The sequence below is a fragment of the Limnohabitans sp. TS-CS-82 genome (assembly GCF_002943475.1).
This window is the reverse complement of sequence record NZ_PTQX01000001.1, coordinates 54,444-67,710: the sequence shown is the minus strand read 5'-3', so window position 1 is coordinate 67,710 and position 13,267 is coordinate 54,444. Positions and strand designations below refer to the sequence as shown.

At 56.0% G+C, this 13,267-nt stretch carries 14 protein-coding genes; 9 read left to right on the top strand and 5 right to left on the bottom strand.

Annotated features, from left to right (window positions below; translation table 11 throughout):
- Positions 1–11: 11 nt before the first annotated feature.
- Complete coding sequence (locus C5F52_RS00300) at positions 12–1,154, top strand: BMP family ABC transporter substrate-binding protein (RefSeq protein ID WP_104796346.1); 1,143 nt, start codon at positions 12–14, stop codon at positions 1,152–1,154.
- A gap of 71 nt (positions 1,155–1,225) precedes the next feature.
- Here the strand turns inward: C5F52_RS00300 and C5F52_RS00295 are convergent, their stop codons facing one another.
- Both C5F52_RS00295 and C5F52_RS00290 read right to left on the bottom strand, forming a co-directional pair.
- Entirely contained in the window at positions 1,226–1,675 is a 450-nt protein-coding gene (locus tag C5F52_RS00295; protein ID WP_369951831.1) for a cupin domain-containing protein, read from the bottom strand.
- A gap of 2 nt (positions 1,676–1,677) precedes the next feature.
- Positions 1,678–2,334, bottom strand: a complete 657-nt coding sequence (locus C5F52_RS00290) for a glutathione S-transferase family protein (RefSeq protein ID WP_104797094.1) — start codon at positions 2,332–2,334, stop codon at positions 1,678–1,680.
- 63 nt (positions 2,335–2,397) lie between these two features.
- On the opposite strand from C5F52_RS00290, the gene C5F52_RS00285 reads away from it, so the two are divergent.
- Genes C5F52_RS00285 through C5F52_RS00270 form a run of 4 tightly spaced genes read left to right on the top strand, consistent with a single transcriptional unit; the run spans position 2,398 to position 6,183 of the window.
- Positions 2,398–3,684, top strand: coding sequence for a polyhydroxyalkanoate depolymerase (locus C5F52_RS00285; protein ID WP_369951830.1), 1,287 nt, complete (start codon positions 2,398–2,400; stop codon positions 3,682–3,684).
- Positions 3,685–3,721: 37 nt separating this feature from the next.
- Complete coding sequence (locus C5F52_RS00280) at positions 3,722–4,771, top strand: adenosine deaminase (protein WP_104796345.1); 1,050 nt, start codon at positions 3,722–3,724, stop codon at positions 4,769–4,771.
- A 14-nt stretch (positions 4,772–4,785) separates the two neighbouring features.
- Positions 4,786–5,361 carry a dCTP deaminase gene (dcd, locus tag C5F52_RS00275; RefSeq protein ID WP_100132599.1) on the top strand — a complete coding sequence of 192 codons (576 nt, stop codon included), beginning with the start codon at positions 4,786–4,788 and terminating at the stop codon, positions 5,359–5,361.
- On the top strand, positions 5,362–6,183 hold the full coding sequence (locus C5F52_RS00270; RefSeq protein WP_104796344.1) for a Rossmann-like and DUF2520 domain-containing protein: 822 nt from the start codon (positions 5,362–5,364) through the stop codon (positions 6,181–6,183).
- A 19-nt stretch (positions 6,184–6,202) separates the two neighbouring features.
- On the opposite strand, the gene C5F52_RS00265 is transcribed toward C5F52_RS00270, so the two are convergent.
- On the bottom strand, positions 6,203–7,018 hold the full coding sequence (locus C5F52_RS00265) for a hypothetical protein (RefSeq protein ID WP_104796343.1): 816 nt from the start codon (positions 7,016–7,018) through the stop codon (positions 6,203–6,205).
- 173 nt (positions 7,019–7,191) lie between these two features.
- On the opposite strand from C5F52_RS00265, the gene C5F52_RS00260 reads away from it, so the two are divergent.
- The 4 genes from C5F52_RS00260 (at position 7,192) to C5F52_RS00245 (ending at position 11,639) form a co-directional block, all read left to right on the top strand.
- The gene (locus tag C5F52_RS00260) at positions 7,192–8,664 is read left to right on the top strand and encodes a DEAD/DEAH box helicase (protein ID WP_104797092.1); all 1,473 of its coding nucleotides are present in this window, start codon (positions 7,192–7,194) and stop codon (positions 8,662–8,664) included.
- Positions 8,665–8,817: 153 nt separating this feature from the next.
- The gene (locus C5F52_RS00255) at positions 8,818–9,177 is read left to right on the top strand and encodes a type II toxin-antitoxin system RelE/ParE family toxin (RefSeq protein WP_104796342.1); all 360 of its coding nucleotides are present in this window, start codon (positions 8,818–8,820) and stop codon (positions 9,175–9,177) included.
- The gene (locus C5F52_RS00250; RefSeq protein ID WP_104796341.1) at positions 9,174–9,461 is read left to right on the top strand and encodes a helix-turn-helix transcriptional regulator; all 288 of its coding nucleotides are present in this window, start codon (positions 9,174–9,176) and stop codon (positions 9,459–9,461) included. Before C5F52_RS00255 ends, C5F52_RS00250 begins: the two co-directional genes overlap by 4 nt.
- 117 nt (positions 9,462–9,578) lie before the next feature.
- Positions 9,579–11,639, top strand: coding sequence for an AAA domain-containing protein (locus C5F52_RS00245; RefSeq protein WP_104796340.1), 2,061 nt, complete (start codon positions 9,579–9,581; stop codon positions 11,637–11,639).
- A gap of 234 nt (positions 11,640–11,873) precedes the next feature.
- Here the strand turns inward: C5F52_RS00245 and C5F52_RS00240 are convergent, their stop codons facing one another.
- Together C5F52_RS00240 and C5F52_RS00235 are read right to left on the bottom strand one after the other, a co-directional pair.
- Entirely contained in the window at positions 11,874–12,842 is a 969-nt protein-coding gene (locus C5F52_RS00240) for a tripartite tricarboxylate transporter substrate binding protein (RefSeq protein WP_104796339.1), read from the bottom strand.
- Positions 12,843–12,877: 35 nt separating this feature from the next.
- On the bottom strand, positions 12,878–13,186 hold the full coding sequence (locus C5F52_RS00235) for a hypothetical protein (RefSeq protein WP_161499627.1): 309 nt from the start codon (positions 13,184–13,186) through the stop codon (positions 12,878–12,880).
- Positions 13,187–13,267 lie beyond the last annotated feature (81 nt).

Below are 13,267 nucleotides of genomic sequence, written 5' to 3'. Positions count from 1 at the left end.
AAGGGTTTTTCATGACTAATTTGTTCAAACGTCGCTGGTTGCAAGCCGCAGCCTTGACCGCAGTCTCTGCCGCAGTGTTGGTGGGCTGTGGCAAAAAAGAAGAAGCCAAGCCCGCTGAAGCGCCTGCCGCTGCAGCCAAGGCTGAGCCCTTGAAAATTGCATTTGCCTACGTCGGCCCTGTGGGCGACGGCGGCTGGACCTTTGCGCACGACAACGCACGTAAAGCCCTCGAAAAAGAATTCGGTGACAAGATTTCTACATCGTTCGTTGAAAACGTGCCCGAGTCTGCTGATGCAGAGCGCGTGATCCGCGACATGGTCGGTCAAGGCAACAAGCTGGTGTTTGGCACCACCTTCGGCTACATGGAGCCCATGCTCAAAGTGGCCGCTGACACACCTGATGTGAAGTTCGAGCACGCCACTGGCTACAAACAAGCCGCCAACATGCGTACCTACGACAGCCGCACCTACGAAGGCGCGTACATGGCTGGCGTGATCGCGGGCAAGATGACCAAGAGCAACACCTTGGGCGTTGTGGCGTCTATCCCAATTCCTGAAGTCATTCGCAACATCAACAGTTTCACTTTGGGCGCGCAATCGAGCAACCCCAAAGTCAAGACCAAAGTGGTGTGGGTCAATGAGTGGTTCAACCCACCGAAAGAAACTGAAGCTGCCACATCGCTCATCAACGGCGGTGCTGACGTGTTGTTCCAAAACACCGACTCTCCTGCTGTGCTGAAAACAGCCCAAGACAAAGGCAAGCGCGCCTTCGGTTGGGACTCTGACATGACAGCCTACGGCCCCAAAGCGCACTTGGCTTCTGCCGTGATCAACTGGACGCCTTACTACATCAACGCCACCCGCCAAGCCTTGGAAGGCAAGTGGACAGGCGGCGGCCACACATGGTCTGGCGTGAAAGACGGCGCGATTGACATCGTGTCCATCGCCGAAGACGTGCCAGCTGACACCAAAGCCAAAGTGGCTGATGTGAAAAAAGGTTTGACCGATGGCAGCTTCGCCATTTGGAAAGGCCCACTCGTCGACAACGCTGGCAAAGAAGTGTTGAAGGCTGGTGAAGTCGCCGACGACAAGTTCTTGAGCGGCGTTAACTTCTACGTCAAAGGCGTGGAAGGCAAAGTGCCAGGCGCGAAGTAATTAACGCTTGTGATCCACAAAAAAGACCACCCTCGGGTGGTCTTTTTTATGTCTGAACGATGGTTGAAAAATTACTTCACCCAAGGCGTGATGTGCGGCACCGCACAGGGGCCATCCACAGGGATGGATTCAAAGTCAGCAGGTCCCACAATTTCTAAGTACTCCATGTCAGGCGAGTAGTCGAAGAGGTAGTGAATGATGCCGGGCTTTTGATGCACGCAGTCGCCCGCTGACACCAGCGTGGGTGTTTCGCCGTACATGAAGCGCGCCCAACCTTTGAGCATGATGACGATTTGAAATTCGGCCACGTGGTAGTGCCAGCCTGTGCCGTTGTCGGGTGGCATGTTGGCTTTGGCGATGTGGGCAATCACCTTGCCGCGGGTGGCAGCAGCCACGCCGAGATCGCGGTACACAAAGAAGTCGCGCAAGCCACCGGGTAAGAACTGGGTGTCTTCGGGTTTGACGTGAGAGAAGTCGGTGTGGCTCTCGTAGGCAATGGTTTTAGAAACAGCGGTACTCATGGTTAAAACTCCACTTCAAGTTCTTCAATGTCATCAGGCTCTGCAGTTGCGGCTGCCATCCACTCCTTCATCTCGGGCATCGTCAAAATAGTTTGGCAATACGCTTCGCACACGGGGTCCAGTGCAATGCCATAGGTGACAAAACGTGTGACCACGGGCGCAAACATGCAGTCGGCCAACGTGGGCTTCTTGCCAAATAAATACGGGCCTTTGTAAGTGCTGAGGCAGTCGCGCCAGATGAAGAGCACGCGGTCAATGTCGAGCTGTGCTTTGGACCACACTTTGAATTTGCTGAACTTGGCTTTGATGTTCATGGGCAGCGAGGCACGCAACGCTGAAAAGCCCGAATGCATCTCGCCGCAAATGGACCGGCAATGTGCACGGTGCACCGCGTTGGTGGGCAGCAGGTGTACTTTTGGTGCGATTTCATTCAGGTACTCGCCAATGGCCAGCGTGTCCCACACGCGTGCGTTGCCGTGGTTGAGGCAGGGCACAAGGATGGACGGCGAGAGCAAAAGCAATTCGGCGCGTGCGTCTACGTTGTCCGTGGCCACAGGTGTTTCCTCAAAGGGAAGGCCTGAGAGCTTGACCATCAGCCAGCCTCGCAGAGACCAAGATGAGTAGTTCTTGCTGCTGAGTGTGAGCGTGGTTTTGGCCATGGTTGCTTTCCGGTGCATGAGGGGGTCACGTGTGTGCTGTTCACACATTGCAAGAGGTATGCCATGCCAGTGGCACGCGTCTTGCACCTGTCAACGCATGAAGACAACGTTCAACGGCGTGGAGACAACCCCATGATTTATCACAACTACCAATTGGTGGCCGATGTTTCAGTCCCCATTCGAAAATTTGCAGACCATGCGCGAGACATCAGCCTGAACTGGTTTGATGACAAACGCATCACGCCTTTGCAGCGTATGGCTGCTTACTACGAGCAAGTCGCGTTGTTGGGTTTCACGCACACACGCCCCTCGTTCAACATTGCGAGCGTGACAAGCGCTGAGGGCAAACGTGTACCCGTGCACGAGACCACGTCTTACCGCACCCCCTTTTGCGACCTCATGCGTTTTTGCCGAGAAGATTCAAAAGACTTGCCCAAGCTCTTGCTCGTGGCCCCCATGTCGGGTCACTTCGCCACTTTGCTTCGCGGTACTGTGCAAACGCTGGTGCAAGACCACGAGGTGTATGTGACCGATTGGCGAAACATCCGCGACATTCCTATGAGCGAGGGTGAGTTTGGTTTGGATGAATACATCGAACACATCATCTGGTTCATGCAGCACTTGGGGCCTAACGCGCATTTGATGGGCGTGTGCCAACCCACGGTGGCGTGCTTAGCCGCCACAGCCGTATTGGCTGAAGACCGCAGCGACTGCCAGCCTGCTTCTCTGACCTTGATGGCGGGCCCCATCGACACACGTGTCAACCCCACGGGTGTGAACGAGTTGGCCATGAGCAAACCGATTGAGTGGTTTGAAGCCAACTTGATTGGCATGGTGCCCTTGCAGTTCAAAGGTGTGGGCCGCCGCGTGTATCCGGGCTTCATGCAGTTGATGGCGTTCTTGAACATGAACATTGAACGTCACCAACAGTCGTTCAAGAATCTCTACGAACACCGCGTGAATGGCGAAGATGAAAAGGCCGATGTGATTCGTGACTTCTACCAAGAGTATTTCGCCATCATGGATTTGTCGGGACCGTTCTATTTAGAAACGGTCAAAAAGGTATTCCAAGACCACGCCTTGCCCACGGGCCAGATGACTTACCGTGGCCGCCCCTTGAACCTGCAAGCCATTCGCAAAACCTTTGTGCTGACGGTGGAGGGCGAACGCGACGACATTTGCGGCATGGGCCAAACTCTGGCTGCGCAAGACTTGTGCAGCATGTTGCCCGCGTATAGAAAAACGCACCATTTGCAATCAGGCGTGGGCCACTATGGTGTGTTCAATGGCAGGCGTTGGGAGTCGCAAATTTATCCGGTGGTGCGCAACTTGATTCGATCTGCACACTGAAAACTTGGGTAGCATGAAGTCTTGTTAGGAGACTGCCATGTTCAAAGTTCACGCCGTTGCCACTGTCAATTTGCCCAAGCTCTTGCGCGAGATGCCCAAGGCCGAGCTGCACATTCACATCGAGGGCTCGCTAGAGCCTGAACTCATCTTTGCGCTGGCCGAGCGCAATGGCGTGAAGCTGCCGTATGCGAACGTTGAAGCCCTGCGTGCGGCCTATGCCTTCACCAACCTGCAAAGCTTCCTCGACATTTACTACGCAGGCGCGAGCGTGCTGCTGCACGAGCAAGATTTTTACGACATGGCTTGGGCTTATCTGCAACGCGCCAAAGCCGACAAAGTGGTGCATGCAGAAATCTTCTTTGACCCCCAAACGCATACCGAGCGCGGCGTGCCCATGGCCACGGTCATCAATGGCTTGCACCGTGCGTGCGTGGATGCACAAGCGCAGCTGGGCGTGAGCGCGCAGCTCATCTTGTGCTTCTTGCGCCACCTCAGCGAAGAAGCTGCGTTGCAAACCTTCAACGACGCCTTGCCCTTCAAAGACAAATTCATTGGCGTGGGTTTGGACTCCAGCGAAGTGGGCCACCCGCCTGAAAAGTTTAAAAACGTGTTCGCCTTGGCGCACGCGCATGGCCTGCACCTCGTGGCCCATGCGGGCGAGGAGGGGCCACCTGCCTATATGTGGAGCGCCTTGGATGTGTTGCACGTTGAGCGCATCGACCACGGCGTGCAAGCTGTGCACGACGCCGCGCTCATGGCCCGTTTGGCCAAAGACCGCACGCCACTCACCGTGTGCCCACTGTCCAATCAAAAGCTGTGCGTGTTCCCCGATTTGAAAAACCACAACATTGGCCAGTTGTTAGACGCTGGCCTGTGCGTCACCATCAACTCAGACGACCCCGCCTACTTTGGTGGCTACATGAACGACAACTTTGTGCAAACCTTCGAGGCCACGGGGCTGACCGCGCAGCAGGCCTATGTGCTGGCCAGCAACAGTTTTGAAGCCAGCTTTGTGCCCGAGGCCCAGCGCCAGAAATGGATGCATGAGCTCAAGGTTTGTTTTGAGCGTTTCACAGAGAACGATTGAGGCAAAATAACGCCATGAGTATCAAATCAGACAAATGGATCCGCCGCATGGCCCAAGAGCACGGCATGATCGAGCCCTTCGAGCCAGGCCAAATCCGCCAAAACGCAGCAGGCGAAAAAATCGTCAGCTACGGCACCAGCAGCTACGGCTATGACATCCGTTGCGCACCCGAGTTCAAGGTGTTCACCAACATCTACAGCACCGTGGTGGACCCCAAGAACTTTGATCCCAAAAGCTTTGTGGACATCGAGTCTGACGTCTGCATCATCCCGCCCAACAGCTTCGCGCTGGCCCGCACCATGGAGTACTTCCGCATTCCGCGCAATGTGCTGACCGTGTGTTTGGGCAAGAGCACCTATGCGCGCTGCGGCATCATCGTCAACGTCACCCCGTTTGAGCCCGAGTGGGAAGGCTATGTGACCTTGGAGTTCTCCAACACCACACCGCTGCCCGCCAAGATTTACGCAGGCGAGGGCTGTGCCCAAGTGTTGTTCTTCGAGAGCGACAAAGACGATGTGTGCGAAACCAGCTACAAAGACCGTGGCGGCAAGTACCAAGGCCAAGTGGGCGTCACACTGCCCAAGACTTAATTGACCTCTTTCAACGTCATCGGTTGCGGCCGCGTGGGTCAAACCCTCGCGGCCTTGTTACATCAGCAGCCCCGAGTGCTGGTGCAAGACCTGTGTTCGCGCAGCTTCAGCAGTGCTGAGCAAGCCGCTCAGTTTGTGGGCGCTGGCCAGCCCGTGGCCGACTTGGCGGATATGCGTGCCGCCGACGTGTGGCTGCTCAGCGTGCCCGATGCCCAAGTGGCTGCGGCTGCGCAGGCCTTGGCCGAGGCGCAGGGCGCCAAGCTGGCTGGCGCTGTCGTGTTTCACAACAGCGGATTTTTAAGTGCTGCCGAACTGCAGCCCTTGCAAGCCTTGGGCTGCCATGTGGCCAGCGCACACCCGGTGCTGAACTTTGCGTCTCCTGATACCGGTGTGCGCCAGTTTGCAGGCACACCTTGTGGCCTTGAGGGCGATGCGCCCGCGCTGGCTTGGCTGCACACCGCGCTCACCGCCATTGGCGGGCGCTGCTTTGAAATAGCCAGTGCCGACAAACCGCTGTATCACGCAGCCGCTGTGTTCAGCAGCAACTTCACCGTGGTGTTGCAAGGCATTGCCCAAGACGCTTGGCAAAGTGCAGGCGTGCCGCCCGAGCTGATGCGACCACTAACCGAGGCCTTGCTCAAAAGCACGGTGGACAACGTGCTGGCCATGGGCCCTGCAAAGGCTTTGACTGGCCCAGCCGCCCGTGGCGACACGGCTGTGGTGCAGGCGCAGGGCAAGGTGGTGAAGCAGTGGAACGCCCCAGCAGGCGACCTGTACGCCTTGCTTAGCCAACTGGCCGCTGAGCTGAAGCGGAAGGCCTAAGACCTCCGCTCAAGCGGCATTACAAACTGCCGCGACCTTCTTTGGCGTGGAAGGTTTGCGATGTTTCCCAAGCCACTTTTTGCAAATGTGCCGCCACATCTTTGGGCAAGCCCGCTGTGTAGGTGTTGCCCATGGGGTTTTGTTTGTAGACCGATGCCATCACCGTGCTGGCAGCCAAGTAGGTGCCCATCAGGCTGGGGTGGCGTTTGTCGGCCACGTACAAATTCAAGTCAGGGCGTTGCGCCAAAGAGTTGGCAAATGCCAAACCTGCGGGCACGACCAGTGCATTGTTTAACTTGCCTGCCTTGATGTATTCGTTAGCCAAGGGCATCGTCATATCTGGCTTGTCTGCATAAGCCCATGACATGAACAGAATGGGTTCTGCACCGTATTTGCGCACCGTGTCGCTGTGCTTTTTGGAGAACTCATAAAAAATGGGTTGCAGCTTCGGGTGGATGGGGCACTGGCTGCAGTCCATCATCATCACTCCGTCAAACGGTTTGTCGAAGGTGTTGAACACCACTTCGTTGTCACCCACAAATGAGTAGCTGGCCACACCACCTGGTTTGAAGTGGGCCTCTACATCGTGCCAGTTGATGCCTGAGCCACTGATGGTGGCGGATGTCGATCGATAGCCTTTGCCACCCGCTGCGCTCAAGAGCTGACCCACATGCCCATGCATGGAGTTGTTGTAATAAAAGAAGCTGTTGCCCACCCACATCAGTGTTTTCACATCGGTCGTTTTGGCTTGCTTCGCGGGGGTGGATGTCAGGGTTCCACAAGCCGTTAAACCTAAGGCAAGCGAGAGCGTCAAGATCAAGCGGGTCAGCAGCATAGAAGTTTCTTTCAAATCAAAAAATTCTCAGCGCATGCAGCCAGCCCTGCAATCGGGCAAGCCCCTAGTTGAGGTAGGCAGCTTGCCTTTTTCAATGAGGCTTAAGTGATTAATTCTGCTCAATTGACGGCTTTTTTTCCGAGCCGTCCACAATGCGACAATATGCCCCAGACATGACGACCTCTTTTTCTAATTTGCAGCTGGCCCCCGCGCTGGCACGTGCCGTAGCCGAAATGGGCTACGAATCCATGACCCCCATCCAAGCCCAGGCCATTCCCGTGGTTCTGACCGGCCAAGACGTGATGGGCGCCGCGCAAACCGGCACCGGCAAAACCGCAGCGTTCTCGCTGCCACTGCTGCAACGTTTGCTCAAACACGAAAACAGCTCCACCTCGCCCGCACGTCACCCCGTGCGCGCTTTGGTGCTGTTGCCCACCCGCGAGCTGGCCGACCAAGTGGCCCAGCAAATCAAACAATACGCCGTGCACACCAACCTGCGCAGCATGGTGGTGTTTGGCGGCATGGACATGAAGCCCCAAACCATCGAACTGAAAAAAGGCGTCGAAGTTTTGGTGGCCACGCCCGGCCGTTTGCTCGACCACATCGAAGCCAAGAACGTGGTGCTCAACCAAGTTGAATACGTGGTGCTCGACGAAGCCGACCGCATGTTGGACATTGGCTTCTTGCCAGATTTGCAACGCATCTTGAGCCACTTGCCTAAGACGCGCACCACGCTGTTGTTCTCGGCCACGTTCTCGACTGAGATCAAGCGCTTGGCTGGCAGCTATTTGCAAAACCCCGTCACCATTGAAGTGGCGCGTCCAAATGAGACCGCCGCCACCATCACGCAGCAGTTCTACAGCGTGAGCGTGGACGACAAGTACAACGCCTTGCGCCACCTCATCAAAGCCAACGACATGAAGCAAGCCTTTGTGTTTTGCAACAGCAAACTTGGCTGCGCCCGTTTGGCCCGCTCGCTAGAGCGTGACGGTTTTCGCACCAGCGCCTTGCACGGTGACAAGAGCCAAGACGAACGCCTGAAAGCCCTCGAAGGCTTCAAAAAAGGCGAAGTCGATTTGCTCGTCTGTACCGATGTGGCCGCACGTGGCTTGGACATCAAAGACGTGCCAGCGGTGTTCAACTTTGACATCCCCTTCAACGCCGAAGACTATGTGCACCGCATTGGCCGCACAGGCCGCGCCGGTGCTTTGGGCAAAGCCATCAGCTTTGTGTCGGGCAGCGACCAGCGCTTGGTGGGTGACATTGAGAAATTGCTCAAGACCAAAATCACTTTAGAAAACGTAACCGTTGAGCAAGACCGCTCGCGTGAGCGTCGTGAGCCTCGCAATGATTCACGCGAATCTCGCGGTGGAGATCGTGGCGAGCGTTCAGAGTCTTCCAGCCGTCCACGCGAAGGCTACGCCTCACGCGATGCACGCCCCCGCGAGCAAGACAGCCGCCGCAGCCGCGAAGTGGGCTACGTGCCCGCACCGCGCATCAAGAACGACCCGTTCTTTGACAAACCCTACGAAGCGCCTGTGCGCAGCGCAGAGGCCGCAGCACCTGCTGCACCCGACCCACTGCGCAAGTCGGCCAACATCAAGCCCAAGCGGGTGATGGCGGCTTTGTTCAAGTCGACCACTTAAAAGAAAACGCGCAGTCTGCGCGTTTTTTTTGGTGCGAAGGGGCTACAGCAAAGCGCATGAGATAGGCAAACAGATTTGAATTGGTGATAGCCCTCGCTGAAAAGTGAGCGCCTTAAGCTGCCAGAGGGACTAAACGGGACCTAGGGGAGCTGCATGAAAAACCCAAAAGATAGCAAAAAGGCTATAATTGAAACTCAGTGGACTGTGACCCTGCATCCACTGGCGGCGCATGAATTACAGACCATTCCGGCCGATATGCAAGCTCGGTTTCTGCACATCGGTCAAATGCTGGTGGACTTGGGGCCGCATCGTGTGGGCTTGCCGCACATTCGCCCACTAGAAAGCAAGCTGTGGGAAATGCGCATGACGGGACGCGATGGTATTGCCCGTGCCGTTTACGCCGCCGTGCAGGGGCGCACTTTGCTGGTGCTGCATTTGTTTATAAAAAAGACGCAGACCACACCGCGAAGGGCCATTGAAACCGCATTGAAACGCTTGGAGGAATCGACATGAAAAGCCTGAAAGACGTGAAAGCTGAACTGCTGACCAACCCTGCCGTTCGCCAAGCCTATGACGCACAAACGCCCGAGTTTGAGCTGGCCCGTGAATTGATTGCAGCACGCACGCAAGCGGGCCTGACGCAAGGCGATGTGGCCGCACTCATGGGTACAACCCAAAGCGTGGTGGCGCGCATCGAAAGTGGCAGGGGCACGCCATCCATGCGAACAGTCCAACGTTTTGCCAGTGCCGTGGGAGCGCGTGCGGTGGTGCGTATGGAGCCTTTGACGGCTGCATAAAGTCTTCGCGTCAGTGAGCTACAGTGACAGCCATTTCTGAGTCACGACGGCGCAGGTCTTTCACTGGTTGTTTGAGTTAGAGTCCCGTGCACCCTCTCGCTCCCTTTCCCATTCCCTTTGGCTGACCAAGACCCGATCCTCACCGCACCTTGCGCTGTTCAACGTGATGTCCAACATGAGTTACGCCATGTGCGTGCACTCATGCAACTGGAGCAAAAGGAAGATCAAGCGCAATTCAAACTCAAAAACGCCAGTGCCAGCATCAAAGAGCGCCGTCGGCGCGGCTTGACTTGGTACCCCGTCACCATCACCCAAGAAGACATTGGCTTTGGTGGCAAAGTGGTGTTGGAGCTTGAACGTCCTGCGCATCGGCAAGACCTGCACTTGTTTCAGGTGGGCAAGAACGCTTCGCTGTTCAGCAATGCAGCAGGCCAATCGTCAGGCCATAAGGAATCTGACAGGCTCACACTGAGCGGCGTTGTCACCAGCGTGCGGCGCAACAAGCTGGTGCTGACCACCACCAAAGAAGAGCTGCCCGACTGGGTGATGAACGGCAGCACCCTAAACGGAAGCACCCTCAACGAAAGCACGTTAGGCATTGACCTCACCTTTGACGAAGTGAGCTACCGCGAGATGAACCAAGCCATGAGCGCGGTCATGGCCGCACACGGCAACCGCTTGGCCGAACTGCGCGACGTGCTGCTGGGCGTCAGGCAGGCCAGCTATCGCGAGCCCCAAGCCGACGACCTGTTTTACCCGAGTGCGCTCAACGACTCGCAACTGGTAGCTGTGCGCCATGTGATCTCGGCGCAAGACGTGGCCATCATCCATGGCCCGCCCGGCACGGGCAAAACCACCACGCTGGTGCAAGCTATTTTGGAAACCATCCGGCGTGAGCGGCGCGTGCTGGTGTGCGCCCCCTCCAACACCGCCGTGGACCTGCTGACCGAAAAGCTGGCCGAGCGTGGTGTGAACGTGATCCGCATGGGCAACCCCAGCCGCGTGTCGGAGCTGCTGCTAAAGCACACGCTGGACGCCGGTGTGATGGCTCACCCCAGCTACGCCAAGATGCACGCGATGCGCCAAACCGCTGAGCAGCACCGAGACACGGCCAGCGAACACGTTCGCCACTTTGGTTTTGAAGAGCGTCAGCACCGCCAATGGCTGCGTGAAGAAGCGCGCACGTTGCGCCAAGCCGCCGACGACTTGGAGCGCTTCATGACCGAGGACGTGCTCGAATCGGTGCAGGTCATCACCTGCACGCTGGTGGGTGCCAGCCACCGCCACATTCGCCACCTGAGCTTTGAGACCGTCTTCATTGACGAAGCTGCCCAGGCCCTGGAGCCGGGTTGCTGGATACCCATTGCCAAGGGCCAGCGCATTGTGTTGGCGGGTGACCACCACCAACTGCCGCCTACGGTCAAAAGCGAACAAGCCGCCCGCGAAGGCCTGCGCGAAACCCTGTTTGAAAAGTGCATCCAGCGCCAACCCAACACGGCCCGCATGCTCACCACGCAATACCGTATGCACGAGCACATCATGGGCTTCAGCTCCGAGAAGTTTTATGGCGGCCAACTGGTGCCGCACGCCAGCGTGCGCTGCGCTGGCCTAGAGGCTTATGACCTGCGTTTTGCACCCGACTTGCCGGTGGAATTCATCGACACGGCGGGCTGCGGTTATCAAGAAATGGCCATTCCTGAAAGCCGTTCAACCGCCAACCCCGAAGAAGCCCACTTGCTGCTGGAGCGGCTGGCGCAGCTGCTGGCGCCCTACGACGCCGCCGAACACGACGAACACCAACACACCCCGCTGAGCATCGGCGTCATCGCACCGTACCGAGCCCAAATCAACTATTTGAAAGACGCCATCGAAGACAGCGAAGTGCTGAATGGTTTGCTGCAGCAACGCAGGCTCAGCGTGGGCACCGTCGATTCGTTTCAGGGCCAAGAGCGCGACATCATTGCCATCACCTTGACGCGCAGCAACCCCCAAGGCGAGATCGGCTTTCTGTCTGACATCCGCCGCATGAACGTGGGCATGACCCGCGCACGGCGCAAGCTGTTGCTGGTGGGCGATTCGACCACGCTTTGCAGGCATCCGTTTTTTGTGGAGTTGTTGGCTTATGTGAAGGGGGTGGGGGGCTATCGAACACCGTGTGAGATGGGTAAACAGACCTGAATTTTTGATAGCCATCGCAGCGAAGTGTGCGTACTAAGCTATTGGATGGATATTGCCCACATCCGAACAAAGTATGGACTAAGCATGGCCTAGCAGTGGGGCAATAGGGGCTAGATCGCTCTGTTTGCGTTATCGAGCCATGTGGAGCCCGGCGGTACCAAGCAACGCTTGATAAATACCCATGAAAAATGCCAGTCAGTGGATTAACTGACTGGCATTAGCCGCATGGCTGGCTTATTCGGGCTTAAAGCCTGCGCCCTTTAATAATTCTGCGTTTTCGGTGATGTACTTGCCTGTGTACTTCTTGAATTCATCGACTGACTCTACGACGGGCTCAATGCCGAGCTGTTCAAAAGCACCTGATTTAGTGAGTTGACGCACAGCTTCATTAGCTGCCTTGTTCAAAAATTGAACGCGGTCATCAGGTGTACCCTTTGGAGCCCAAATGCCATACCAAGATTCGGTGACAAATTTTGGGTAACCACTCTCAGCGGCGGTAGGCACATTGGGCATCGCAGAGCTTCGGTTTGCAGAGGTGACGACGATGGGTTTCACCTTGCCTGCTTTAGCGATTGACTGCAACGAGATGATGGAGTCAATCAAAATTTGCGAGTGTCCGCCAGCGACATCGGTCAGTGCTGGGGCTGTGCCTTTGTAGGCGGTCATGGTCAGATTCAAATTACCTTCTTTGGCAAACATCAAGGTGGCCAAATGACTAGCTGCGCCCAATGCTGGCAAGCCGGCTGTCCACTTGTCTGGATTTTGCTTGGCAGAATCCATCACTTCTTTCAGTTTCGTTTGTGGCAATGTCGGTGCAATCACCATCAGCAATGGGGCTTCGCCTACGCGTGCCACATATGAAAAATCAGTGAACGGATCGTAGGGTGGGTTTGCGATGACTTGCTTTGTCAAAGCATGTGTCGACGCCGAGAAAAGCAAAGTCTGACCGTCCGCAGGTGATGTTTGAACAAACTTGCCGCCAATTGTTCCGCTGGCACCTGGTTTGTTCTCCACGACGATTGGAATATTTAAATTTGATTGCATCTGCTTTGCAATCAACCGGGCGGCATTGTCTACGCCACCACCCGCAGCAAATGGCACGATCAATTTGATCGTGCCATCTGGAAATTTTGTCTGTGCTGATGCAAATGCTGTTGCTGTTAGCAAAGCAATGGAAAGCATTTTCTTTGTCAATGAAATCATGTTTGTCTCCAGTTAAATTTTGAATTCACACCTACTTAATCTCTGTAACCTTGGCGCCATGCGGATGAGCCTCCAAATAAGGGAGCTTCAGGTGCAGGGCCATGGAGCTTGGCATATGACTCAATTGTTTTCGTCATACGCGGCAGCAACCAATCGGTGACAGATTCACTCACTTCATCGTCATCTTCCAAGCGGCTCAAGATGTTTCGAATGGCTTGGTTTTGTGAAGAAATAGGGCCGGGTGCAAGTAAAAAAGCCACGACATCTGTCTGGCCTAATCGTTCGCTTTCCGCCCATAAATAGTCTGCGATGTCGAGCTCGAAATCTTCGAGCGTGACACTCATGCCACTCATCGTGCATGAGCATCCCATTGCAACGTGCTGACCTGACAACCGGTTCCAAAGACCGGAGAGGTGAGCAGCTTG